Origin of the sequence: Pseudoclavibacter helvolus (genome assembly GCF_049707175.1) — a bacterium.
Lineage (GTDB): Bacteria > Actinomycetota > Actinomycetes > Actinomycetales > Microbacteriaceae > Pseudoclavibacter > Pseudoclavibacter helvolus_A.
This window is the reverse complement of the sequence record NZ_JBNAFM010000013.1, coordinates 66,910-91,076: the sequence shown is the minus strand read 5'-3', so window position 1 is coordinate 91,076 and position 24,167 is coordinate 66,910. Positions and strand designations below refer to the sequence as shown.

16 protein-coding genes and 3 tRNA genes are annotated in these 24,167 nt (G+C 68.0%); 11 read left to right on the top strand and 8 right to left on the bottom strand.

What is annotated here, in order from left to right:
• Nucleotides 1-53: 53 nt before the first annotated feature.
• On the bottom strand, nucleotides 54-314 hold the full coding sequence (locus tag ACPYN9_RS11830) for a PLDc N-terminal domain-containing protein (protein ID WP_424466727.1): 261 nt from the start codon (nucleotides 312-314) through the stop codon (nucleotides 54-56).
• A 235-nt stretch (nucleotides 315-549) separates the two neighbouring features.
• On the opposite strand from ACPYN9_RS11830, the gene ppa reads away from it, so the two are divergent.
• Nucleotides 550-1,038, top strand: a complete 489-nt coding sequence (gene ppa / locus ACPYN9_RS11825) for an inorganic diphosphatase (RefSeq protein ID WP_424466726.1) — start codon at nucleotides 550-552, stop codon at nucleotides 1,036-1,038.
• Nucleotides 1,039-2,595: 1,557 nt separating this feature from the next.
• Here ppa and ACPYN9_RS11820 read toward each other — a convergent pair.
• The gene (locus ACPYN9_RS11820) at nucleotides 2,596-4,398 is read right to left on the bottom strand and encodes a peptidoglycan DD-metalloendopeptidase family protein (RefSeq protein ID WP_424466725.1); all 1,803 of its coding nucleotides are present in this window, start codon (nucleotides 4,396-4,398) and stop codon (nucleotides 2,596-2,598) included.
• Nucleotides 4,399-4,756: 358 nt separating this feature from the next.
• Between ACPYN9_RS11820 and ACPYN9_RS11815 the strand changes: the two genes are divergently transcribed.
• From ACPYN9_RS11815 to ACPYN9_RS11805, 3 genes are all read left to right on the top strand, one after another.
• A tRNA-Glu gene (locus ACPYN9_RS11815) sits at nucleotides 4,757-4,829 on the top strand.
• Nucleotides 4,830-4,920: 91 nt separating this feature from the next.
• Nucleotides 4,921-4,994 (top strand) — tRNA-Asp (locus ACPYN9_RS11810).
• 82 nt (nucleotides 4,995-5,076) lie between these two features.
• A tRNA-Phe gene (locus tag ACPYN9_RS11805) sits at nucleotides 5,077-5,149 on the top strand.
• 171 nt (nucleotides 5,150-5,320) lie between these two features.
• On the opposite strand, the gene ACPYN9_RS11800 is transcribed toward ACPYN9_RS11805, so the two are convergent.
• Nucleotides 5,321-6,079: a hypothetical protein gene (locus tag ACPYN9_RS11800; RefSeq protein WP_424466724.1), complete on the bottom strand. Its 759-nt coding sequence runs from the start codon at nucleotides 6,077-6,079 to the stop codon at nucleotides 5,321-5,323.
• Between the two features lie 178 nt (nucleotides 6,080-6,257).
• Nucleotides 6,258-7,934, bottom strand: a complete 1,677-nt coding sequence (locus tag ACPYN9_RS11795; RefSeq protein WP_424466723.1) for a molybdopterin-dependent oxidoreductase — start codon at nucleotides 7,932-7,934, stop codon at nucleotides 6,258-6,260.
• A 224-nt stretch (nucleotides 7,935-8,158) separates the two neighbouring features.
• On the opposite strand from ACPYN9_RS11795, the gene ACPYN9_RS11790 reads away from it, so the two are divergent.
• Entirely contained in the window at nucleotides 8,159-9,079 is a 921-nt protein-coding gene (locus ACPYN9_RS11790) for a DUF368 domain-containing protein (RefSeq protein WP_424466722.1), read from the top strand.
• 110 nt (nucleotides 9,080-9,189) lie between these two features.
• Nucleotides 9,190-9,720 (top strand): NINE protein, encoded by a 531-nt coding sequence (locus tag ACPYN9_RS11785; RefSeq protein WP_424466721.1) that lies wholly within the window; start codon nucleotides 9,190-9,192, stop codon nucleotides 9,718-9,720.
• Nucleotides 9,721-9,805: 85 nt separating this feature from the next.
• On the opposite strand, the gene ACPYN9_RS11780 is transcribed toward ACPYN9_RS11785, so the two are convergent.
• Nucleotides 9,806-11,428 (bottom strand): carboxylesterase/lipase family protein, encoded by a 1,623-nt coding sequence (locus ACPYN9_RS11780; protein ID WP_424466720.1) that lies wholly within the window; start codon nucleotides 11,426-11,428, stop codon nucleotides 9,806-9,808.
• A gap of 141 nt (nucleotides 11,429-11,569) precedes the next feature.
• Entirely contained in the window at nucleotides 11,570-13,117 is a 1,548-nt protein-coding gene (locus ACPYN9_RS11775) for an NCS2 family permease (RefSeq protein ID WP_424466719.1), read from the bottom strand.
• Nucleotides 13,118-13,396: 279 nt separating this feature from the next.
• Between ACPYN9_RS11775 and ACPYN9_RS11770 the strand changes: the two genes are divergently transcribed.
• Nucleotides 13,397-14,731 (top strand): uracil-xanthine permease family protein, encoded by a 1,335-nt coding sequence (locus ACPYN9_RS11770; protein WP_424466718.1) that lies wholly within the window; start codon nucleotides 13,397-13,399, stop codon nucleotides 14,729-14,731.
• Nucleotides 14,732-14,889: 158 nt separating this feature from the next.
• On the opposite strand, the gene ACPYN9_RS11765 is transcribed toward ACPYN9_RS11770, so the two are convergent.
• Nucleotides 14,890-15,825, bottom strand: a complete 936-nt coding sequence (locus ACPYN9_RS11765; RefSeq protein ID WP_424466717.1) for a hypothetical protein — start codon at nucleotides 15,823-15,825, stop codon at nucleotides 14,890-14,892.
• Nucleotides 15,826-16,964: 1,139 nt separating this feature from the next.
• A complete protein-coding gene (locus ACPYN9_RS11760) occupies nucleotides 16,965-18,740 on the bottom strand; it encodes an oleate hydratase (protein ID WP_424466716.1) in 1,776 nt (591 codons plus the stop codon).
• A gap of 298 nt (nucleotides 18,741-19,038) precedes the next feature.
• On the opposite strand from ACPYN9_RS11760, the gene ACPYN9_RS11755 reads away from it, so the two are divergent.
• From ACPYN9_RS11755 to ACPYN9_RS11740, 4 genes are all read left to right on the top strand, one after another.
• Nucleotides 19,039-20,121, top strand: coding sequence for a substrate-binding domain-containing protein (locus tag ACPYN9_RS11755; RefSeq protein WP_424466715.1), 1,083 nt, complete (start codon nucleotides 19,039-19,041; stop codon nucleotides 20,119-20,121).
• Nucleotides 20,122-20,202: 81 nt separating this feature from the next.
• Nucleotides 20,203-21,858: a sugar ABC transporter ATP-binding protein gene (locus ACPYN9_RS11750; protein WP_424466714.1), complete on the top strand. Its 1,656-nt coding sequence runs from the start codon at nucleotides 20,203-20,205 to the stop codon at nucleotides 21,856-21,858.
• On the top strand, nucleotides 21,855-22,874 hold the full coding sequence (locus ACPYN9_RS11745) for an ABC transporter permease (protein ID WP_424466713.1): 1,020 nt from the start codon (nucleotides 21,855-21,857) through the stop codon (nucleotides 22,872-22,874). The genes ACPYN9_RS11750 and ACPYN9_RS11745 overlap by 4 nt, the downstream gene beginning before the upstream one ends.
• Nucleotides 22,871-23,923, top strand: a complete 1,053-nt coding sequence (locus tag ACPYN9_RS11740) for an ABC transporter permease (protein WP_424466712.1) — start codon at nucleotides 22,871-22,873, stop codon at nucleotides 23,921-23,923. Before ACPYN9_RS11745 ends, ACPYN9_RS11740 begins: the two co-directional genes overlap by 4 nt.
• Nucleotides 23,924-24,167: the final 244 nt, after the last annotated feature.

Genomic DNA, 24,167 nt, shown 5'->3' with positions numbered 1-24,167 from the left:
CCCGCAACGCGCATCCACCGGCACACACCCGACAGCGCCCAACCGCAGCAACGTCAACGCTTCCGCCCGAACAGGAAGTAAGAAATTGGACCCACGAAGTTCACCAACGAGAACGCACCCCACGCAAGACGCGAACCCCGAACCTGACTCGGCTTCCGACGCAGCAAACTCAACAACGCCGCCGCAAGCAACGTGAACTGCACCCCCGCCGCCAACGCCGTACCCAGCGTCAACGCCTGCGGAAGCGCCTGACCAGTCCCCTCCCGGAGCGGAATGAACGGGTCCACGTGCAGCGCTTCCTTGAGATCAACCATGCACACCAGCATGCCACGACCCCCAAGCCGCACCCCAGCCGGAAAAGACACACCACGCCACACGAACACCCGCCGAAGGACCCCGAAACCCCTCGGAACCGCACCCCCGGCCAGGGCGCATCCACTACCCTGAACCCGAACGAAACCAACGGTTTCGTGCGGCGAGCAGCGCCCCAACAGGCCCCGCCGACAAGCCACACCGAATGAGCGCCACCAGGCGCAACGAAGGAGCGCCATGGGCAGCTACGACGTCGTCATCGAAATCCCGCGCGGAAGCCACAACAAGTACGAGGTCGACCACGAGACCGGCCGCGTCTACCTCGACCGGGTGCTCTTCACCCCCTTCGTGTACCCAGTCGACTACGGCTTCTTCGAGCACACGCTCGCAGACGACGGCGACCCCCTCGACGCGCTCGTGCTGCTCGAGTACCCGCTGTTCCCGGGCGTCGGCCTCAAGGTGCGCCCCGTCGGCGTCCTCAACATGGCCGACGAAGCGGGCGGAGACGACAAGATCCTGTGCGTCCCCGCGAAGGACCCCCGCTGGGCGAAAATCCAGGACCTCGGCGACGTCGATGACTCCACCAAGGACCAGCTCAAGCACTTCTTCGAGCACTACAAGGACCTCGAGCCCGGCAAGTGGGTCAAGGTCGAAGCCTGGGGCGACGCGGCCGCCGCAGAAGCGATCATCGAGCGCTCGATCGCGCAGTACAAGCCCGCCGAATAGACACGACCGCGCCGGGTGACCGGCGAACGGCGACAGGCTTCAGAAGCCCCGCACCAGCTGATCAGTGGACTGATCGACTGGTGCGGGGCTTCTTCGCGCGTCCTTATAGGGAGTCCAGGCGCGGGGGCGCGGGCTTGCAGGCGCGAGTGTGCCGGCGGCGGTGCTGGGTGCTGGGTGCTGGGTGCTGGGTGCTGGGTGCTGGCAAGTTGAGGGGATCATGCGGTCTGCGTGGTTCGGCGCACCGCGAGGACGTCAGCGAGAGCTACGGCCGAGCTGACAGTCAGAGTGACGTGATGGCGCGATCGCGTCACCACGCGGCCAGAAATCGCGCCTCGTCACTCTGAGTGTCACGCCGGGCCTGTCACCCGGCGTCCGACCGGGCATCGCGGGCGGGCGAGGCGAACCCAGAGGCCGATGCCCAGTGAGCGCGTTACAGCGGGCGAGCGTGCAGGGCCAGGCGAGCGCGGTCCGGCCGGTGAGCGGGAAAGGCCAGGCGTGTGAGGCCAGACAAGCTGCCGGGCTGACAGTCAGAGTGACGTGACGGTGCGATCGCGTCGCCACGTGGCCAGAAATCGCGCCTCGACACTCTGAGTGTCACGCCGGGCCTGTCACCCGGCGTCTGACGGGATGACACGAGCACGAAGCTGGGCCAGCAGCTTAAGCCATTTGAGTCATCCGAGCCAGGCAAGCAGGGCGAGGCCGGTGAGGCGAGGCGGGGCCGGCACGCAGTCGAGGCCAGTTGCCGGGCTGACAGTCAGAGTGACGTGGCGGCGAAGTCACGCCGTCTTGATGCCAAAGAGCTCGCCTCGTCACGCTGAGTGTCAGGTCTCGCTTCGACCCGGCGACTGACCGGGCCTCGCGAGCGGGCAAAGCCAACCCAAATGCGGCACGCGGCGAGGCGTGCAAGGCCAGGCGAACGCGGTACAGCGGGCGAACGCGGTACGGCCAGGAGTGCTGCCGTACTGACAGTCGGAGTTCGGTCGCAGCACGCTCGCGCCATCGCGGGGCCAGAAATCGCGCCTCGTCACTCTGAGCGTCACTGATTCAGGGAAACCGCCGCCTGGTCTGCTCTCGAAGTCTTGAGCTCAGAAGTCCTCGGCTCGCTCAGCCTCAGTTGGTGGGCCCGGCGGAGCAGTTTCCCGATCGCGAGGCGGGAGGTCGTGAGTTTCCCGCCTACGGGTCCGAAGGTCGGGAGTTTCTCGCCCGTGGTTCCGAAGGTCGCGAGTTTCCCGCTCGCGGGCCACAGCTCGTGGTCACTGCGGTTGCGCAAGGCGTATGAGGCCAGGCGACCGGGCGGAGTGACAGTCAGAGTGACGTGGCGGGGCTATCGCGCCGGATAGGAGACCAAAATCGCGCCTCGTCACTCTGAGCGTCAGAGAGTCAGGGAAACCGACCTGAGCAACGGACAGCGGCGAACGGGCTGAAGGGCAAAGGGCAACGGGCAAAGGGCAACGGGCAACGGGCAAGCCGAATCTGCACCTTGAACGCGGAAGGGCGGCCCGCCGAAGCGCGGGCCGCCCTCTCGTTCGCGTCGGAATCAACGGACGCGGGCACTGATCAGTAGTAGTAGATGCCTGCCGAGGCGAGCCACGGCTTCGGGTCCATCAGCGTGCCCCAGTACTTCAGCTCGAAGTGCAGGTGGCAGCCGGTGGACGACCCGGTGGTTCCGGCGTAGGCGAGCACGTCACCGGCCTGGACCGTCTGGCCGACGTACACGTTGATGCCGCCGTCCATGATGTGGGAGTACGACACCTCGGTGCCGTTCCCGAAGTCCAGGACGACGTGGTTTCCGAAGCCGCCGTTGTAGCCGGCGTAGGTGATCGTTCCGCTGTGGACGGCGTAGAGCGGGGCGCCACAAGTACCGCCGTTGACACCGAGGTCAAGGCCATTGTGCATGCGGTAGGTGCCGAAGATCGGGTGCAGTCGCATGCCGTACTCGTCGGTCACGACACCGTTGCTGATCGGTCCGTAGTAGCCGGCGAGGACACCGCTCGGAGTCTCAGGCGTCGTGGGCGTCACGACCTCGGGCTCGGGCTCCGGCTCCGGCTCGAGTTCGAGGTCGGGCTTGGCCGGCTCTTCAGGGAGGATCTCTATGTCGGGCTTGCTGGGCTCGGGCTCCGGCGCCGCGGTGGGAGCGGCGGTCGGCTGGGGCTCCGGTGCCGTGGTGGGCTCAGGATCGCTGGTTGGCTGGGGTGCCGAGGTCGACTCGGGGGCCGACGTCGGCTCCGGCGCCGTCGACTGCCCAGGCGTCTCGGGCGCGGGCGACTCTGCAGGTGCCGTCGGCTGCTGGCTGGGGGCCGGCGCGGTGGGGTCAGCGGTTGCCGTCGGCGGCGCCGTGGGCTGACGTGGTGGCGCGGCCTGGCCAGGCGGCCGCAGCGACTCGGGCGCAACGGAGGTGTCGGTGGGGTCCGCGGGAGCGAGCGGCGCTGCCGCGACGGGTGGCTCCGTCGAGATCTCGGGCTTCGCGGGCGGTTCGACGCCGGCCGCCTCGGCGTCAGTCACGGCCTGCTGGTGCGCCTCCTCCTGGTAGGCGGCGGCAGCCTCAGCGCGCTCCTTATTGGTCTGCGCGATCTGCTCCTGGCGCAACTTCTCGCCCGCGGCGTAGTCACTCGCGGTGACGTCGCGCTTCTCCTTGAGCGGAGCGAGCATCGCCTGCAGGTCTGCCTTCTTGCTGTCGGCGAGGTACTTCTCGTTCTGGAGAACAACCTGCTCTGCCTGAGCGGCGTCGAACTTCGTCTTCGCGTCGGCCTCGAGCTTCGCGAGCTCGTCGTGCGCAACGGACGCCTGCGCGCCGAGGACATCGGCGGTGTTCTTCTCGGTGACAGCTTGGTTGTAGATGCCGTCTGTCTGCTCGGACAGTTTGCTGATGGTGCCGAGCTGGTACAGGAGTGTGTCGGCTTCGCCCGGATTGAGGAAGAGCGCGAGCTTCGGGTCACCGGCACCGCGGGTGCTCATGGCAGCGGCCAACTGGCCTGCCTTCTCGCGTGAGGTCGAAGCCTTCTCCTCGGCCGCGTCCGCCTGCTCCTGCAGGATGGTGACTTCGGCGAACTTCTCGCTGGACGCCGTCTGCGCCTTGCCGTGTTCCTCACCGGCCGTCTTCGCCGCCGATGCGGCCTCGGTGACCTTCGCGTCGAGGTCAGCGATCTGCTGCTCGATGTCGGTGATCAGTGCTTCCTGGCGGTCGACGTCGCCTTCTGCTGCGACGACGTCTTCCCAGGTGGCGTAGTCGTCGTCCGCAGCGAACGCGGGGCCTGCTGAGAGTGCGAGCGCGGCGAGGACTGCGGCGGACGCTGCACCGACGAGCGGAGTGCGCCAACGGTCGCGGAGTCGCAGGGGCTTTCGGCTCCTGGTGGCGGGCATTCGCTCTCCTCGTGGTGGATCTTGGGTGTGTATCGAGGCGGGGGCCACTCACAACGCGAGGCCGCACCTACCACTGCAGCCACTCGTTTCACACCAACAACACGAGAAACAGTAACAAGTTTGTCAACTTCTGCCTAGCGCATCACAGAGACCCGGGTGATGAAACCTGTAGGGGGTCATCGCTCGGGCCTGCGTTTCCTCGTTGGGCTCGCGTTTCAGCGTGATCGAAGCCTGCGCGCAGCCGTCCGAGCGAAGGGATGCGACACGCCGTGCAGACACGTATGCGGCTCAGGATTTGCCGAGATCGGAAAACGCCCCTATGCTCTTCTCTCGGTAGTCAAGTCAACTACAAGCACTCGGCCCCATCGTTTAGCGGCCTAGGACGGCGCCCTTTCACGGCGTTAACACGGGTTCGAATCCCGTTGGGGTCACGGTCGTGACACACCAGGTGCTCGGATGCTGTACATTGAACTGTCGCAATCGAATACAGATGCACCAGCCACGGCTGGGACATCACATTATGGCCCTGTAGCGCAGTTGGTTAGCGCGCCGCCCTGTCACGGCGGAGGTCGCGGGTTCAAGTCCCGTCAGGGTCGCTAAGCATCTTGCCCTCTTTTCGAAGAGGGCAATTTGCAACGGCGACAGGCATCCGTTTGTCTCCAAGAGGCGTCAGCCTCCGGCTCTGTAGCTCAGTTGGTAGAGCGCACGACTGAAAATCGTGAGGTCACGGGATCGACGCCCGTCGGAGCCACTGAAACCCCGCCTAGCTTCTACATGGCGGGGTTTCTTTGCATCTATGGGCACACGCCTCCGGTGGAACAGCTACACATCTCAATGCCGAGAGGCCAGCACCGCGACACTCTGCACCACAGAGTGCACCTCATCCCGTTCCCGCAGGTCGCCGACGCTCACTTCATTCCGATCATCGCAACCACCATCGCCGCTCCGCGCTTCCAAGTGCGTCCTTGGCATCAGGATCCGCATCCAGCAGCGGCATGTGCTGCCGATCCACGGAACTGGCCCATCGAACGCGTGACGACGTTTGCCCACGTTCACGGCTCTCTCCGTCGTCCCGATACACGCGCCGACCGCCTCCTGCGGTGAACCCAGCCCGGACATAGGCGTCACGCAACGGGTCGGTGGCGGCGGCCGCGACGACGATGCCGCCCGCTGGCACACGCTCGAGCAGCTGCTTTGCAAGGATCACGGCCGTCAACCGCGTGCCGGGGAGCTGCGCAAGCGCTGCGATCATCCACCGATCACCCTTCGGGGTCTCCGGGCCGGACGCCGACAGCGTCGTGCCGCCTGGCTGCACCAGGGCGATCACCGAACCGACCAGGAACAGCAGGTACACGCACATCCCCGCGGCCAGCAGGACCGCCTCGTCGAGCAACAGGATGCTCGCCACCCAGAGCCCGAATGCGCCGAGGGTCACTCCGGCGATGAGAAGACCGTCAAGAACCGGGCGGCGCCGCGCGAACAGCACGGTTCCGGTGCGCGTGCCGTCGAGGTACAGTCCCCCGCGAACCGTCATCGGCAGGATCGAGAACCCGTAGACCGGCACAGAGAGCCACGCCGTGACGACGTTTGGCGTGCACGCTCGCGCCGCGATCCAAGCCGCACGCGGCATATCGCGGAGGGTCGACGGACTGGGGCGCACTTCGGGGGAAAGTGAGGGCATCCCGGCCAGGGTATCGAGCCGTGCTCCGCAGATCCTGGCCCGACGACTCCCGCACGTCGATCCACACGGCAGATACATGGTCGCTAGGCGACGAGCATGCACGTACCGTGTGGATACGCGTCCAGTCACCCGAGCGGGGCAGGGAGGAGACCGGCGCAGCGAGGCAGACGGGCGGGAGCTACCCGGTGACGTTCACCGTGATCTCGTGGTGGCCCGTGGCGCCGTCCGGCACCACGTTCGCGATCGCATCCGTCTGCACCTCGCCGGACTTGGCCGTGGCTCGCACTCGCACGGTGTGCTCACCAGCCTGCGCATCCCAGTCGAGCTTCCACTGCAGCCAGGTATCGTCGGAAATCGGCGCCGCGAGCTGCGTCGCCTGCCACTCGCCGTCGTCGATCTGCACTTCGACGGCTTCGATCCCCGTGTGCTGCTGCCATGCGAATCCGGCGATCGTGGTGGGTCCGGCCTCGACGCTTCCCCCGCGGGGCACGTCGATGCGCGAGCCGATCTTGATGGGGCCTTCGGCGCTCCACCCCCGGTCGGTCCAATACGCGTTGACCCTGTCGAAACGAGTCACCTCGAGGTCGACGACCCATTTGGTCGCCGACACGTAGCCGTACAGGCCGGGCACGACCATCCGCACGGGGAATCCGTGCTCGGACGGCAGCGGCTCACCGTTCATGCCGACGGCCAGGATGGCGTTGCGATCGTCGGTGAGCGCCCCGAGCGGGGTGCTCGCCGTCCAGCCGTCCACGGATTTCGACAGCACCATGTCGGCGTCGGCGTGCGGGCCTGCGCGTTTGAGCAGCTCCCGCAGGGGGTATCCGAGCCAGAGGGCGTTGCCGATGAGCCCGCCACCGACCTCGTTGGAGACACACATGAGGGTCGTGATGCTCTCCTCGAGTGGCAGGGCGAGCAACTCATCCCAGGTGATGGTCACCTCGTTGTCGACGAGTCCGTGGATGCGCAGCGACCACCCTTCCGGGTTCACGAGCGGCACGCTGAGGGCCGTGTCGATGCGGTAGAAGTCGGAGTTGGGGGTAACGACGGGCGGTAGTCCTGGGATGTCGAGCTGCGCACCGGCGGGGACCGCTGCGGCCTTCACCGCTGCCTGAGGCAGCGCGATCGCTTCGCGGACGGCCGTCACCGCGCGCGTCCCGGCCGAGAGCACGGCGCCCGAGGCCGCAGCGATGGCGCCCACGATGACGGACGCTCCGGCGTAGACGAGGAATCGACGCCGGTCGACGCCGACGGGTGCGGCGGGTGCTTCGTCCTGGTGGATGCGCCCCGCGGCTCGGCTCGTGGCTCCGCTGGCGGAGGCGCGGGTGTCTGCGGGCGCACCGACCGGCTCGTGCGCTCGAGTCTGGGCTCGGTCCTCCGCGTGCACGAGCTGCTTGGCGAGGAACTGCAGCGCCAGCACGGCCACCACCATCGCGAGCAGCGGAGGCACGGTGTCGAGCGGAGAGAACGGGGTGCGCGTGGCCACGGCGACCGCACCGAACGCGGCGATCAGGCCGAGCACGACGCGACCCCACGGCGGACGCCTCCACTCGAGCACGCCGGCGAGCGCCGCCAGCACCAGCACCACAACGGCGACGAGGGCGATCAGCGCGATCTTGTCGGCGGTCCCGAAGAGGGCGATGGCGGTGTCCTTCGCCCACGGTGGGGCGAGGTCGATCAACAGGGCGCCGACCGCGACCACGGGGCTCGCGGTCGTCTGCAGGAAGGCAGCGGCGAGCTCCCCGAGACCGACGCCGAGTACCGCTGCACCGACACCCGCGAATGCTGCCGGCACAGCGGCGCGCGACCGGACGCGACGAGCTCGGACCGGTGCGTTGGTGGCTTCCAGAGACATGGCGGTCACGGTACGCGCGCGAGTCCTGGCCGGGCTGAGTGCGGGTGGATGGTGTGCATCCGCTGTGAACTTCGGCCCGGTCAGCCACCCAGTGGAGCGACGGGCCCACGCCCACCGACGTGCGCCGCCACGGTCGCACTGGCAGACTGGAGGCTTTGCGGCGCCTCTCCCGGCGCACGCGCATCCGGCGCCGACCCCGACCCCGGCGCCCGAGAAGGGCCGGTTTGTCAGCGCTCAACGTCCTCGTCAACCTCTTCCGGGGAGCGCTCATCGGCGTGACGGAGATCATCCCCGGTGTCAGCGGAGGCACCATCGCCCTGCTCATCGGCGTCTACGAGACGCTCATCGACTCGGCGGGGCACCTCGTGCGCGGCGTGGTACGGGCGGCTGTCGACACGGTGCGAGGCCGCGGACTCGGCCGGGCACGCGACCACTTCGCCCAGGTGCAGTGGGGCATCGTGCTGCCCATCGGCATCGGGATGCTCGTGGCGCTGGTCGTCGCGGCTCGCCTGGTCGCTCCCCTCATCGAGGCGCATCCCATTCCCTCGCGAGCGCTCTTCGCCGGCCTGATCGCGGTCTCGCTCATCGTGCCCGCGCGGATGCTCGGCGCTCGCTGGCAGCTGCGCGACTATGCGATCGCCGTTCCCGCCGCGGTCCTGAGCTTCGTCCTGACAGGCCTGCCCTCGGCAAACGACGCCGACCCCTCCCCCGTCGCGATCTTCGTGTCGGCCGCAGTCGCCGTGTGCGCGCTCGTGCTGCCCGGCGTTTCAGGGTCGTTCGTGCTGGTCACGACCGGCATGTACGAACCCACGCTGCGTGCGCTCAACTCCCTCGACTTCGGCTACGTGGCGCTCTTCGCCGTCGGCGCCATCACCGGCCTCGCCCTGTTCGTGCAGGTGCTGCTCTGGCTGCTGTCGAAGCACCGGCGAGTGACGCTCGCGCTCATGACGGGCCTCATGGCCGGATCGCTGCGCGCCCTCTGGCCCTGGCAGACCGACGACCGCGAACTCCTCTGGGCGTCTGGCGACTTCGTCGGCCCGGTGCTCTGGTTCCTGCTCGGCGCGGCAATCGTCGCCGCCCTCCTCATCGCCGAAGGCGTGCTCGTACGACGTGCCCTCCGCAGGGCGGCGGATGCGCGCCCCTGACCGCGCGCAGTTTCCACGGGCCGCCCGCAGATTCCACAGGCAACCCGTGCAGTGTCGGTGGTGCTCGCTAGCATGAGTTCCGCATCCACTCGACAGCAGGGAAGTGCCCGATGAGCCTCGTACCGACGGACCCATACGCCTCTCAGCCGGACGACGGCGCCCCCGGCTCGCCGCATGCCGCCAACCCGCCCTCGTCACCCGCGGCTGGCTGGTATCCCGACCCGACGGGGCGGCAACGCTACTGGGACGGCACCCAGTGGGGCCACTACGCTCCGACGCCCGCGGCCAACGCGCCGGTGCTCTACCAACAGACGGTCGTGGTCAACGGCGGCAAGGAAGTCGGCATCACCTACGTGCTGGCGATCTTCCTCGGCGCCCTCGGCATCCACAACTTCTACCTCGGCCGTACCGGCATCGCCGTGACCCAGCTGGTGCTCTACCTCGTCGGCTGGGCGACCGCGTGGCTGGGCGTCGGCCTGCTGCTGATCTTCGGCGTCAGCGTGTGGATCATCGTCGAGCTCTTCCTCATCCCCCAGTTCGTCCGCGAAGCGAACGCCCGACTCGCGGGCTTCGGGGGCTACGCCGCCAATCAGGGCTACGGGCCTGCCGGCGGCAGCGGCCCTTATCCGCGGCAGTACTAGGCCTGCCGGCGGCCCGCCTGGCGACCCGGGCCGCGTGCCTGACAACCGGGCGACCCGCGCGGTCTCCCTCCCCCGTTGCACGGTCTCAGCTGAGCGAGAAGACCTGATTGCCCCACGCGGCTCGAAGGTCGGCGTCGAGGTCGTCGACGATCCGGTCCTCGTGGTCGACGACCAGCGTCGAGCGTGCCGCACCGAACGGCGGCCACGGCACCGCACCGGGCAAGCCGGCGTCCTTCGGCTGACCATCGCGAGCGAACGAGGTCCAGAGGGCGAGCATCCGGTCGGAGACCTCGCCCGCCTGGCGTCGCCCGCCTAGCCTGTAGGCGAGCCCGCGGGGGTCCGTGTCGAGGTTGCCCCACACGTACGCGATCTCGGAGCCGTGCGTGGCACCGAGGCGCAGCACCTTGAGCAACGGAGTCGCGAAGTCGTACCGGTAGAGGAACGTCGGGGCGACCTTCGAATGCCCCTCCGCGATCCACAGCGTCGGCATGCGGAAGCCCACATCGCGGGCGATACCGAGCCCGACCATCCGCTGCCGCACCCCTTCGTACGCGTCGAGGATGTGCTCGCGGTCCGGCATCTCGACCGACGGGTTCTCGGCGGCGATCTCGGTGATCATCGTCGTCAGCGCCGTCTCGCCGACCGGCAGCAGCGGTGACTTCGCGAGCTTGAAGAAGGTCGCCTCGTCGCGGTTCGTGCCGATGATCAACGGCACGGGCAGCCCACGGCCCTCACTCAGCACGGTCACCGGATGCTCGGGCACCAGCCCGCCGTCGACGACCGGTGCGAACGCGAGCGTGCCCGGGAACTCGGTCGGAATCTCGGCGAACAACTCACCCGCCGTCTCGATGACACTCGACACGGGCAGGTCGCGCAGCGCGGACCAGTCGCGGCCATCCGACGCCACCGCGCGGAGGCCCTCCGCTCCGAGCTTCTCGGCGAACCGTTCGGCGACCACCTTCGCCCGCTTGAGCCCGTACACGCTCGTCGCCGGCGAGCTCTCGACGATAGCCGCCGCGAACAGCCCGCTCGCAGATGGCGTCGCGAGCAACGTCGACACGATGCCGGCTCCGGCTGACTCCCCGAACAGGGTGATCCTTGCCGGGTCGCCGCCGAACGACGCGATGTTCGACCGCACCCACTCGAGTGCGCACAGCACGTCGCGCAGGCCCACGTTCGAGTCGAACTGCCCCTCGGCGCCCTCGAGCGTCGACAGCTCGAGGAAGCCGAGGCCGCCCAGCCGGTAGCCAAGCGTGACGACCACGACGTCGCCGCGCGCGGCGAGCGCAGCCCCGTCGAAGACCGGCTGCGTCGTGCCACCGAGCACGTACGCCCCGCCGTGCACCCACACCATGACGGCGCGTGGCGTCGCGTCCGGCAAGCCTGCGTCCGCCGGCCGCCACACGTTCACGAAGAGGCAGTCCTCGTCGGTGATGGCGTTCGCTCCCACGTCCATCGCCTTCATGCGGGGCTGCGGGGCGATCGGGCCCGCGATGCGCGCATCCACGACCCCTCCCCACGCGCCGACCGGCACTGGGGCGCGCCAGCGTCGCTCGCCGGTGGGAGCCTCCGCGTAGCGAATGCCGAGCCAGCGCTCGGTCGCCCCATCAGCAGCGCCGCGCAAGACGCCATTGGCCGTCTCGACCAGCGGATGCGCGGAGCTCGACGCCTGCGACGCCTGCGGGTGCGGTTGTGCGGCTGAGCCCATGGGCAACTCCGGCGTTTCGAAGGGGCGGGGTGGAGTCACAGCATCCCACCGTGGGCGTCGGCGCTACAAGCGCTGCGCGACGGCCAGATCGACAGCATCCACTCGGCGGAGCCGCCCGCGAGCCGACCCGCCTGACTCGAGCTAGGCGAAGGCGGCCTCGATCGGACCGCGCGCGAAGTAGATGAGGAACCCGACCGCGACAATCCACAGCAGCGGCGACACCCGGCGTGCCTTCCCCGTGAGCGTCTGCACCAGCACCCACGAGATGAAGCCAGCGCCGATGCCGTTCGCGATCGAGTACGTGAGCGGCATGACCACGATCGTGAGGAACACGGGGAGAGCGACCGAGAAGTCATCCCACTTCAGCTCGCGCACCTGCGACACCATGAGCACACCCACGACCACCAGGGCGGCGGCAGCGACCTCGAGCGGGACGATCTGCGTCAACGGCGTGAAGAACATCGCCAGCAGGAACATGGCGCCCGTCACGACGCTCGCGAGACCCGTACGCGCGCCTTCGCCGACGCCAGCGGCCGAGTCCACGAAGATCGTGTTCGACGAGCTCGACGTCGCCCCACCCGCGACAGCGCCGATGCCCTCGACCACGAGCGACGACTTGAGGCGCGGGAAGTTGCCCTGCTTGTCCTGCAGGCCGGCCTCGCGCGTGAGGCCCGTGAGCGAGCCGACCGCGTCGAAGAAGTTTGTGAACACCAGCGTGAAGACCAGCATCACGCCAGCCAGGATGCCGATGCGCTCGAACGCCCCGAAGTCGAACGCCCCGATGAGACCGAGATCCGGAACCGACACGATCTGCGAGGGTAACGTCGGCACGTTGAGCGACCATCCGCCCTCGTTCTCGAACGCCGGGCCGAGCTTCATGATCGCCTCGACCGCCACCGCCACGATCGTCGTGCCGACGATGCCGATGAGCAGCGCGCCCTTGACGCGGCGTGCCATGAGCACGCCCATGACGATGAGTCCGATCACGAAGATGAGCGTCGGCACCGTCGTCACCGAACCGCCCACACCGAGCTGGACGGGAGGGGAGGCGTTCCCCGACGACGTGACGAAGCCCGCATCCACGAGCCCGATGAACGCCAGGAACAAGCCGATGCCCACCGTGATCGCCGTCTTCAGCTGCGGCGGCACGGCATGGAAGATCATCTCGCGCAAGCGCGTCGCCGACAGGACGACGATGACGAGGCCGTTGATGACGACGAGCCCCATAGCCTCAGCCCAGGTGACCTGCTGCACCACGTTGACCGCGAGGAACGAGTTGATGCCGAGACCCGCCGCGAGACCGAACGGCAGGTTGGCGACGACACCGAAGAGGATCGTCATGACGGCGGCCGTCAGCCCCGTGACCGCGGCCACCTGCGACGCCTGGAGCCAGCCGCCCTCGACATCGAGCGTCGCCTGGTCCTGCGAGAAGCCGCCGAGGATCAGCGGGTTCAAGATGACGATGTACGCCATCGTCATGAAGGTGACGAGGCCACCGCGAATCTCGCGCGGCACGTTGGAGCCGCGGTGTGTGATCTCGAAGAACGAGTCGAGGCGTTCCCGGAAGGTCGAGCCACTGCCACGCCTCGTCGGCGCTACCCGCGTCGCGCGGGTCGGAGCAGCCGCGTGACCAAGGTCGCCCGCTTCCGCCTGCTCGTGATCGGCTGCGGACTCGTGGCTGGCGCTCATGCGGCTCCCCTGATCGTGCTGCTCGCGGTACGGGACAAGCGTAGTCAGCGCTGACGGTGCTCGATGCCGCCCGAGGTCGGCGGTGCGACGAGCTCGCTGACAGTCAGAGTGACGTGGGGCGAATCTCGGCGCACACGGCGATCGATCTCGGCCTCACGTCACTCTAAGTGACACGGAGGCCCGTCAACCCCGCCCGCCACATCGCCTAATCTCGTAGAGGTCACGCGCCGCTCCGCCAGCGCAGGCCGATCCCCCGAACGAGTTGGAAGCGAGACCGCTGTGGCACTCCCCTGGAAACTGCACGGAGACGGCAAGAACGTCCCCGCAAGCGACATCGTGCTACCTGAGGAGCGGCTCACGTGGCCGCGCACCATCGGGTTCGGCGCGCAGCACGTCGTCGCCATGTTCGGCGCGACCTTCCTCGTGCCGCTGCTGACGGGCTTCCCGCCGTCGACGGCCCTGCTCTTCTCGGGCATCGGCACGATGCTGTTCCTGCTCATCACCCGCAACCGGGTGCCCAGCTACCTCGGTTCCTCGTTCGCGTTCATCGCGCCGATCCTCGCGGCCGTGGCCTCGGACGGGCAGGGCGTCGCCCTCGCCGGTGTCATCGTCGTCGGCGCGCTCCTGGCGATCGTCGGCTTGATCGTGAACCTCGCGGGCACCCGCTGGATCAACCTCCTCATGCCCCCGGTCGTCGCCGGCACGATCGTCGCGCTCATCGGCTTCAACTTGGCGCCGGCCGCGAAGAACAACTTCGAGGCGTCGCCCATCGTGGCGTCGATCACCCTGCTCACGGTCATCGTCGTCGCGGTCGCGTTCAAGGGCATGGTTGGCCGACTGTCGATCCTCATCGGCGTTGTGGTCGGCTACATCGTCGCCGCGTTCATGGGCCAGGTCGATCTTTCGGGCCTCGACGAAGCCGCCTGGATCGGACTCCCCACGTTCACGACACCCGTCTTCGCCGCCGAGCATCTGCTCGTCTACCTCATGTTTGTGCCGGTCGTGCTGGCCCTCATCGCCGAGAACGTCGGCCACGTCAAGGGCGTCGGGCAGCTCACGAACCGCAACCTTGACCCGATGGCCGGCCGCGCCCTGCTCGCCGACGGCCTCGCGACGGTGCTGTCGGGCTTCGGCGGCGGCTCGCCGACCACCACGTACGGCGAGAACATCGGCGTCATGTCGGCGACCCGCGTCTACTCGACGGCCGCCTACTGGGTGGCCGCGATCGCCGCGATCCTCCTCGCCCTCTCACCAAAGGTGGGCGTGCTCATCGCGAGCGTGCCGGGCGGGGTCCTCGGCGGCATCACGACCGCACTCTACGGGCTCATCGGCATCATCGGCGTGCGCATCTGGCTCGAGAACAAGGTCGATTTCTCGTCGCCGACGAACCAGTTCACGGCGGGTGTCGGCCTCATCGTCGCCATCGGCGACTTCACCATCAACAGCGGCCAGGTGACGTTCGGCGGCATCGTGCTCGGCACGGTTGCGACGCTCGTCGTCTACCACCTCATGAGCGGCATCGCGAAGCTCCGTGGGTCCGACGCCGACGATGCCGGCGAAGACCTGGTCGCGGGCGCCGACGGGGCAGCGGATGCGGAGCGCGGCGCGCGCTGACCGGCACGCGCATCCGAGTCCGGGTCGAAACACCCACCGGTCGGGGGCATCCACACGAAGAATGCAGCTTGACGCCCTCGGGAACCTGCTTATCCCGCATGTTTCGGCTCTGCGTGGGCAGGGGCGGGCGGGGTAGATGCGCGGGACGTGCGGGCGGGCTACGGCAGCGCCGCCTCGAGCGCGTCGAGCCAAGCGCCCCAGTATGCCTTCCAGAGCTCGATCTCGTCGAGGAGCTGCAGCTTCTCGTGCATGATGGCGAGCTTCGTGCGCCCGTTCGTGGCGGTATCGAAGGTGAAGAGCAGCCCGCCGAGCGGCTCGCCATCGCGCGCGATGAGCACCTTGTAGGTCTTCGACGCGGCCTTCGACCGGAACTCGGTCTCGAAGCCGAGCAGCGCATCCCTCGTCTCGTCGGCGGCGATCAGCTCGCGCAGCACCTCACGGTCGACCGGTAGCGTGCGCGAGCGGTTCGCCGTGAACGTGCCATCCGTTATCTGCCCGGCGAGGCGGCGACCGGTCATACGCTCAAAGCTGACGGCGATGCCCTGGCTCCACCAGCCGTTCTGGGCCGAGTTGGCCATGACCCACTCGACGATCTGCGGATGCTTGGCGTCGCGGCCCACACCGGCGTCGATCGCGTCGATCCAGTCGTCCCAGCCCCGACCAGTCTGCGCCCGGATTGCCGCGTCCGAGTGCATGGGCTGCGCAACCCAGTCGTGGCGGGTGACCGGGCTGTCCGCCGCCGTTGCCGGCGTGCTGTCTGGGAGCCTCGTTGCCGTGCGGCCCTCGACTGGCGTGGTACTCGAAACCGACGTGCCGCCCGTGGTTAGCGTGGCGTCCAGTGCCAGCGTGCTGCCACGAGCTCGCGTGCCGTCCGAAACCGGATCAGCCCCGTCGCCCGAGGCCCACGCCGACGCCGACGCCAACGCCGACGGCATGCTCGACGCTTGCTGCGCATCCATCGGGCCGCTTCGGCCCGCCGAGCCGCATGCATCTGCCCCGAGCCCGAGCAGCTCGGCTCTGCGACCCAGCGTCTCCTCGAGCTGGGCCCGCGTCTTTGCGCCGACGGCCGCCGAAACTTCCGCAAGTGATCCCACGTCGCATCCCCTCGTCGAGGCTCACCCTACCCAGGCAGGTCGCGAGGCGCGGCCGCGTTCGCGAGATGCCCCAAAGGGTCGCTATCAGGCGCAGGATGACGACCTTTCGCGGCATCTCGCGCAGAAAAGGCGCAGCCGACGCGCCCAAGGAAACGGGCGAGTCGACGGCAAGACGAGAGGCCACATGCCCGCCACGAGATGCCTAGAAGGTCATTCCCGAGGGACGATGACAACCGTTTGCGGCAACTCGCGCAAAGAAGGCGCCGGCAAGAGACGAGGCCAACCTCGAGATGCCCCAAAGGGTCATTCCCAAGGAACCATGACAACCCTTTGGGGCAACTCGCGCGGTGGGAGAGCGGCGAAGCGCACCTGCACCACCGTTTGCGGCAGGTCGCGCAAAGAAGGCGCCGCCAAGAGACGAGGCCAACCTCGAGATGCCCCAGAGGGTCATTCCCAAGGGAACATGACAGCCCTTTGCGGCATCTCGCGCAGAGAATGAGCGGCGAAGCGCACCTTCACAACCGTTTGCGGCAGCTCGCGATATGAACATGCGGCCAAGAGGCGAGGAAGATCCACGAGATGCCCCAAAGGGTCATTTCCAAGGGACCATGACAACCCTTTGGGGCAACTCGCGCGGTGGGAGAGCGGCGAAGCGCAACTTGACAACCGTTTGCGGCAACTCGCGCAGAGAAGGCGCCGCCAAGAGACGAGGCCAACCTCGAGATGCCCCAGAGGGTCATTCCCAAGGGAACATGACAGCCCTTTGCGGCATTTCGCGCAGAGGATGAGCGGCGAAGCGCACCTTCACAACCGTTTGCGGCATCTCGCGCAGAGGAGGAGCAGGCAAGAGACGAGGCCAACCACGAGATGCAAGCGCGAGATGCCCCAAAGGGTCATTCCCAAGGAAATTTCACGACCCTTTGGGGCATCTCGCGCGCGGTTTGAGGCATCTCACGAAAGCGCACTCTCGCCCCGGGCGCGCGCACGAGCGGGGTGAGCACACGCGCGGGGCACACGCGCACGCGCGGGGCGCACGCACGAACGCGCGGGGCGCAGTCTCGCGCCGGGGCGCGCGCACGCGCACGCGCGGGGCGGTCACGCGGGCTCGCGCCGCGCCGCCGCCCCGCGCATCCGCCCGGCTAGATCAGCTTCGCGTCCTGCAGGAGCTCTTCGACGTAGGTGCCCTTGGCCTTCGCGAGGGCGGCCTTCTCGAGCACGCGCGCGGCGAACGGCAGCTTCACCTCGTGGAGCTTCTTCCGGTCGTTGAGGTAGTAGACCGCGTTGAGGAGCGTGCGCACGTCGAACGACGATGCGAACACCTCTGGCACGCCGCGGTCGATCTCGAGCAGTGTGTAGACGGCTTCCATGGCGGTGCGCACGGAGTACTCGGTCGTGAACACGGTGTCGCGCTCGGTTTCGGCGAAGTTGCCGAGGAACGCGAGGTTCTTGGAACCCTCGGGTACGACGAGCGGGCGGTCGCCGGCGGCGCGGGGCATGAAGTACGTCGTGATGTACGGCATGTTGCATGGCACCGTGTTGGCGGAGTTCTTCGCGAGGTCGTCGATTTGGTCAACGGGCACGCCCATGTGGTACAGCCATTCGGCGGTGAGCTCCCAGCCGGAGCATTCGCGGATGGTCTTCTTGATGTAGTCGCCGGGCTTGTCGGAGAACAGGCCGTACAGCCAGACGACGAGCTCCTTCTGCGGGTCCTGCGCTTCGAAGTGCGGCTGGCGGCTCATGGTGTATCCGTAGAGCCTGGAGGAGTCTTTGAAGTTGCAGGGTCCGCCGGTGACGATCTTGCCGTCGCGGGGGTCGCGGCCGGTGATTTTCTGGATGTAGGGGGCGATCTTGTCGTCGGTGAGGGTCACGGTCGCCGAGATGGTCCAGTTTGCTTCCGGGATGTTCTCGCAGAACTTCTCTGGGCGTCCGAAGGCAGGGTCTTGGGCTGCGAGGTTCTTCCACAGCGACCAGGCGCCGCCGCGGTCGGTGACGACGGGTGCCGGGTTGTTGTTGTCGCCGAAGGTCGACGATTCGGTGATGGAGCCGTTGGTGACGAACACGAGGTCTTCTGGCTGCAGTTGAATGGTCTTGGATGCGCCGCCGGTGGTCAGTTGGAGTTCGGTCGCGACCTTCTCGCCGTTTTCGTTGGCGACGATGATGTTGTCGACCTGGGTGTCGTAGACGAACGTGACTCCGGCGTCTTCGAGGTAGGCGACGAGGGGCCGGATGAGCGACTCGTACTGGTTGTAGCGGGTGAAGCGCAGCGAGCTGAGGTCGGGGAGCGTCGCGATGTGGTGCACGAAGCGCAGAATGTAGCGGCGCATTTCGAGCGCGCTGGCCCACGGCTCGAAGGCGAACATGGTGGCCCAGTAGAACCAGAAGTTCGACTGGAAGAACTCTTCGGTGAAGACCTCGTCGATGCGTTTGTCGTCGAGGTCCTTCTCTGGGGTGAGGGCGAGCTTGAGGAGCTCTTCGACGGCTTTCGGGGTGAGGGTGAGGTCTTGCATGTCTTCGATTTCCTGGCCCCGCTTCCAGATGCCGCGCATGGGGTTCGAGGAGGGGTCGGTCTTCTGCAGCCAGTACATTTCGTCGAGCACGGATGCGCCGGGCTCGGCGAGCGACGGGATCGAGCGGAAGAGCTCCCAGAGGGTTTCGAAGTGCGCTTCCATCTCGCGCCCTCCGCGGATGATGAAGCCCTTGTGCTCGTCGAAGATGCCGTCCATGCTGCCGCCGGGCAGCGCGAGCTCCTCGTAGATGGTGATGTCGCTTCCGGCCATCTGCGCGTCGCGCACGAGGAAGGCTGCTGCGCTGAGGGAGGCGAGCCCTGAGCCGACGAAGTGGGCCCGTTTGCCCTCGACGGCGGCGGGCTTCTTGGGGCGGGCGAACGCTTCGAAATTGCCGTTGGAACGGTACACGGGGACGCCTTCGTTGGAGGGCAATGTGGGCCGACGCAGCATTGGGTCGTTGCCGCCGTCATCTGGGGAGGTGGAACGACTTCGACGCTATCGCGTGCCGTTCCGGGGATTCAATGGGTGACTGCATGATCACCACGGGGAACTGTCCCGAATCAATTTGGCAGCGCTACTGGTAGCGCTGCCATTTTTGGGCTAGTGTCACCAAGCAAGCTGGCGAACAGCCCCTGATCTCCCTCAGCGGCCAACACCTCCCACCTCACGACGCCAGCAGCATCCGCCCGATTTCAAAGGAGAAATCATGCACACTCGTCGACCCAAGTCCCGCTTCCGGATGGGTTCAGCGCTCGTCGCCGCGGCCTCAGCCGTGGTCCTGCTCGCCGGATGCACCAGCGCGCCGGCAGAGGGCGGTGGCGGCTCCGCAGGGGGCGAAGACGGCAAGTTCGTCATCGGCTTCCAGCAGCCCCTCGGCGGCCAGGCCTGGCGCGAAATGGGCCTCGCCTCACTGCAGGCCCTCGCCAACTCCCCCGAATACGTCGACAAGGTCGAGCTCAAGATCGTGCGCACCGACGACAACGACGCAGCCCAGCAGAACGCCGCCATGCAGAACCTCATCGCCGACGGCGTCGACCTCATCCTCTTCGACCCCGCCTCCTCGAGCGGCGCAGACCCCGCGATTGCGCAGGCGACCGCGCAGGGCATCCCCGTGATCGCCAACGGCGGCCCCTACGACAGCGAGGACGTCTACACGGTCTCGACCGACTGGGCGAGCGCCGGCACGATCGGCGCAGAGTGGCTGCTCGAGAACCTCACCACCAACAAGGATGTCGCCGTGCTCGAGGGCCTCGCCGGCGTCCCGCTCAACGAGGGCTCCATGCCGGGCGTCATCGACACGCTCGAAAGCGGCGGCGCAGCCGTCGTCGCGCAGGACACCAACGGCTGGAACGAGGCGACCGCGCAGGAGTCGATGGCGAACATCCTCCGCTCCAACCCCGACATCGGCGGCGTGTACTCGTTCCTCACCGGCGGCCAGGGCGTCGCGGAAGCGTACAAGGCGGCGGGCATCCCGTTCGTGCCGACCGTCGGCGGCTCCGGATACAACGGCGAAGCGTGCGCGCTCGTCAAGTACGCGCCAGAGGGCTACACGGGCAACATGATCTTCGGCCAGCCCGCGATCTACGCCAAGGGCCTCGAACAGGCCGTGAAGCTGCTCGAGGGTGAAGACATCGAGCGCGAGCAGTTCTTCCCGCCGCTCGAGATCACGACCGAGAACGCCGCCGACTACTGCCTCGAAGATCGCCCCGCGAACTTCCAGCTCGGCTACGACTTCCCCGGCCTCGACCTGAAGCTCGAGGACGTCATGGAGTACTACTCCGGCTCCTAGTCAGCGACGGCGGCGGCTCCCGCCCACGGCGGAGCCGCCGCCTGCTCCCACTCGAACCGATCAGCGAGGACACATCGAGTCATGAATGCAAGTGAAGTGGGCGCCGCCGCCCCAGGGGCGACCCTGCCAGCTGCGGCGCCCGGGGCGGCGACGGGCGAAACGCTTCGCCCCGAGTCGTCGGGCGAGGCGCTCCTCGTCGCGACCGACCTGGTCAAGAGCTACGGCCCGGTCAAGGCCGTGCAGGGGGTGAGCTTCGTCTGCCACCCCGGCGAGGTGCTCGCCCTCGTGGGCGAGAACGGGGCGGGCAAGAGCACGGTCGCGAAGATGCTGGCGGGTGCGGTCACCCCGACCTCCGGCACGATCACGGTCGAGGATGCGCCGCTCGCGTCCGGCAGCGTGCGCCTGTCGCGACGCTCCGGCGTGCGTTGCGCGTTCCAGGAACTCGCGCTCGTGCCCGAATGGACCGTCGCCGAGAACCTCAGCCTCCCGGACGGGGCGCCGCTGCGCGGCTTCTCCCAGAAGAAGGCAATCACCGCCGCGAGCGCACTGCTCGAGTCGCTCGACCTGGCGCAGATCGATCCGCGCGCGCTCGTCTCCGACCTCTCGCTCGCCAACCGGCAGCTCGTGGAGATCGCGCGGGCCTTCGCGGGTGAACCGAAGCTGCTGATCCTCGACGAAGCGTCCTCGGCGCTCACTCCCCCGGGCGTCGAATGGCTGTTCGCGCGCATCCGGGAACTCACCGCTCGCGGCGGCAGCGTCATCTACGTGTCGCACCGCCTCGGCGAGATCGCCGAAATCGCCGACCGCGGCATCGTGCTGCGCGACGGGGCGCTCGCCGGTGAATTCGCTCGCGGCTCCTGGACTGACGACGAGCTCATCTCGCTCATGGCCGGCCGCAAGGCGGAGCGGTTCTTCCCCGACCCGCCGCAGCGCACCGAAGAACGCGACGTCCTCGAGGTCGAGGGGCTGCGCGCCGAGGGCGTCCACGGAGTCTCCCTCACCATCGGTGCCGGCGAGATCGTCGGCATCGGCGGCCTCGCGGGGCACGGCCAAGCCGAACTCCTGCGCGCCCTGTTCGGCGCATCCGCCGCCACCGCCGACGCGTGGAGCATCGACGGCGAAACCGTCACACGCCTCACCCCCGTGCGCGGCGTTCGCCGCGGCCTCGGCTACGTGCCAGAGGACCGCAAGAAAGAGGGCCTCGCGCTCGAGCTCGGCGTCGGCGAGAACCTCCTTGCTCCGTGGTTCAAAGCCTGGCAGCTCGGCGGCAAGCCGCGCCTCGCCCGCGAGCGCGGCTGGCTCGACGGGGTGCTCTCAGCGCTCTCCGTGCGCACCCGCGGCCCCCTCGAAGCCGCCGGCGCACTGTCGGGCGGCAACCAGCAGAAGCTCGTGTTCGGCAGGTGGATGAACCGCTCGCGGTCCGTCATCCTGCTGCACGACCCCACGCGCGGCATCGACGTCCGCGCCAAACAGGAGCTGTACGGCGCCATCGTCGACCTCGCCAGGCAAGGCGTCGGCGTGCTGTGGTTCTCGACCGAAGTCGAAGAGCTCGTGCACGTCTGCCACCGAGTGCTGGTGCTCTACAACGGCCAAGTCACCGACGAACTCGCCGGCGAACGACTCACCGCGGACGCCATCGTCGGCGCCGCAGTCGGCGTGACCGGCAGCATCCAGACCGTCTCCGCAGCCGAGCTCGAAGAGACCGCACGACAGAAGACAGCGAGGAACAGCAGATGACCGCCACCGTCACCCCTCCCCCGGCTGCCCCGGTCACCCGGGCCGTCGCGCGGAGGCAGGGACTCGTCAGGCTCCGGCGCGAGGGCGCATTCGCGCCAGCAGCCGCGTTCGTCGTGTTCCTGATCGTCTACATCATCATCAACCCCGAGCTGCTGACCCGGTTCCAGCTGCAGACCGCCGCCAACCTCGTCGTCCCCCTCGCCTTCGTGGCCCTCGGACAGCTGCTGATCGTGCTCGTCGGCGGCATCGACATCTCCATCGGCGCCATCATGAGCCTCTCGAACGTGGTCTTCGCCGCCCAAACCGAACTCGTGCCGGCACCCATCGCCGTGCTCATCGGGCTCGCGACCGGCCTCGCCTGCGGCCTCTTCAACGGCTTCCTCGTCTCCTACGGCGGGCTCCCCGCGATCGCCGTCACCCTCGCGAGCGCCTTCATCTTCGGCTCCCTCGCCCGAGAAGTCATGGACCGACCAGGCGGCAACATCAGCACCGAGTTCCACCTCGCGACCAGCGGCGAAGCCATCCCGTTCGTCCCCGTCGCGCTCGTCTGGCTCACCCTCGTCGCCGTCCTCCTCTGGTTCGTGCTGCAACGCACCGCCCTCGGCAGGCACATCTACGGCGTCGGATCCAACATGGACAGCATCCGCGCCGCCGGCCTCAACGCCCGCCTCACGAAACTCGCCGCGTTCGGCATCGCCGGCGTCCTCACCGCGACCGGCGCCATCATGCTCGCCGGTTCCACCATGACGGGCGACCCGAGAAGCGGCGACCCCTACCTCCTCTCCTCCATCGCAGCCGTCGCCCTCGCCGGCGCCAGCTTCACGGGCGGGCGAGGCAGCATCCTCGGCACGATCCTCGCCGGCATCACGCTCGGCCTCATCGGCAACCTGCTCTTCTTCGCAGGCATCAACTCGTACTGGCAGTACGTCATCTCGGCGCTCATCATCGTCTCCGTCGTGGGCATCCCCGTCGTGTGGCGCAAGGTGTCGTTCGCTCGGAAGGGAGCACGGTCATGACCCAGACAGTTCCGGCCGCAGTCGGCGGCACCGGAGCATCCGGCGCCGGAGGGTCGACCTCAGGCCAAGGCGCAGCCGGCGGCGAGCACGAGGTCGAGTACACGCCCTCCAAGTCGCTGCTCGCACGAGTCCCACGCAGCGTGTGGCCGCTCCTCGCGTTCCTCGTGCTGTTCCTCATCGGCGGCATCATCCGACCGAACCTCATCACCATCGAATCCCTCATCGGCACCGCGACGTTCGCGATCATCCTCTCGATCGCCTCCTTCGGGCAGACGTTCGCCGTCATCCAAGCCGGCATCGACCTCTCGGTGCCTAACACGATCGCCTTCTCGGCGCTGTCGTTCCTCGCCATGGTCGGGCCACTCGGCCCATTCGGGGCGTTCGTCGGGGCGCTGCTCGCCGGCGCCGTCATCGGCCTCCTCAACGGACTCGTCATCGCGAAGCTCGGACTCACCCCCATCGTCACGACGATCGCCATGAACGGCCTCCTGTTCGGCGTGATCCTGCTGCAGTTCAACTTCTCGGAACTCACGCAGATCCCCGACTTCATCACCGCCATCACCTCAGCGCAGATCAGCGTCTTCGGCCTCTCCATGGCCGCAGTGCTGCCCCTGGGACTTGTGCTCATGGTCGTGCTGCAACTGGTCCTCAGCTACACCGGATGGGGGCGCTCCCTGTTCCTCGTCGGCGCCGCCCCAGAGACCGCCCGGCTCGCCGGACTGCCCGTCGACCGCATCCGCATCACCGGGTACATCGTCTCCGGCGTGCTCGCCGCCTTCGCCGGCATGGTCATCGTCGGCTACTTCCAGCAGGCATCCGCAACCATGGGCGACAGCTACCTGCTGTCCTCCGTCGCCGCGGTCGTCGTCGGTGGCGCATCCATTTTCGGCGGGCGAGGCTCGGTCGTCGGCACCGTCGGCGGCGCCCTCGTGCTCGGCCAGGTGGCGACGCTCGTGACCGTGCTCAACCTCGGCTCGAACGTGCAGCAGCTCATCTACGGGGCCATCATCCTCGTCGTGATTTCGCTGTACGGGCGCAAGCGCGGGTAAGGCGGGGCCGGGCGGGTAGGGGCGGGGTCTGGTCCCGATCCTCCGCCGACAAGGTTGTGGCGAAGTGCTGTTCCGAACCGTCGGAACAGCACTTCGCCACATTTCTTCGAGGGGCATGGGCGCGCGCGGGGATCAGGGTGGGGCGTGGATGCGGGGCGGCGGATGCGGGGCCGCGAGCGCGGTCGGATTCCGGGATCCGGGCGAGGCAATACGCCCCGCGTCGCGAGTCGCGTAGGGTCGAAGA

Excerpts from the sequence above, each read along its gene's own strand:
- ACPYN9_RS11830 (WP_424466727.1), bottom strand. The coding sequence starts at position 314 with ATGGTTGATCTCAAGGAAGCGCTGCACGTGGACCCGTTCATTCCGCTC.
- ACPYN9_RS11800 (WP_424466724.1), bottom strand. The coding sequence starts at position 6,079 with ATGCCCTCACTTTCCCCCGAAGTGCGCCCCAGTCCGTCGACCCTCCGC.
- ACPYN9_RS11750 (WP_424466714.1), top strand. The coding sequence starts at position 20,203 with ATGAATGCAAGTGAAGTGGGCGCCGCCGCCCCAGGGGCGACCCTGCCA.
- ACPYN9_RS11780 (WP_424466720.1), bottom strand. The coding sequence starts at position 11,428 with ATGGGCTCAGCCGCACAACCGCACCCGCAGGCGTCGCAGGCGTCGAGC.
- ACPYN9_RS11785 (WP_424466721.1), top strand. The coding sequence starts at position 9,190 with ATGAGCCTCGTACCGACGGACCCATACGCCTCTCAGCCGGACGACGGC.
- ACPYN9_RS11755 (WP_424466715.1), top strand. The coding sequence starts at position 19,039 with ATGCACACTCGTCGACCCAAGTCCCGCTTCCGGATGGGTTCAGCGCTC.
- ACPYN9_RS11795 (WP_424466723.1), bottom strand. The coding sequence starts at position 7,934 with ATGTCTCTGGAAGCCACCAACGCACCGGTCCGAGCTCGTCGCGTCCGG.
- ACPYN9_RS11775 (WP_424466719.1), bottom strand. The coding sequence starts at position 13,117 with ATGAGCGCCAGCCACGAGTCCGCAGCCGATCACGAGCAGGCGGAAGCG.
- ACPYN9_RS11745 (WP_424466713.1), top strand. The coding sequence starts at position 21,855 with ATGACCGCCACCGTCACCCCTCCCCCGGCTGCCCCGGTCACCCGGGCC.
- ACPYN9_RS11820 (WP_424466725.1), bottom strand. The coding sequence starts at position 4,398 with ATGCCCGCCACCAGGAGCCGAAAGCCCCTGCGACTCCGCGACCGTTGG.
- ACPYN9_RS11740 (WP_424466712.1), top strand. The coding sequence starts at position 22,871 with ATGACCCAGACAGTTCCGGCCGCAGTCGGCGGCACCGGAGCATCCGGC.
- ppa (WP_424466726.1), top strand. The coding sequence starts at position 550 with ATGGGCAGCTACGACGTCGTCATCGAAATCCCGCGCGGAAGCCACAAC.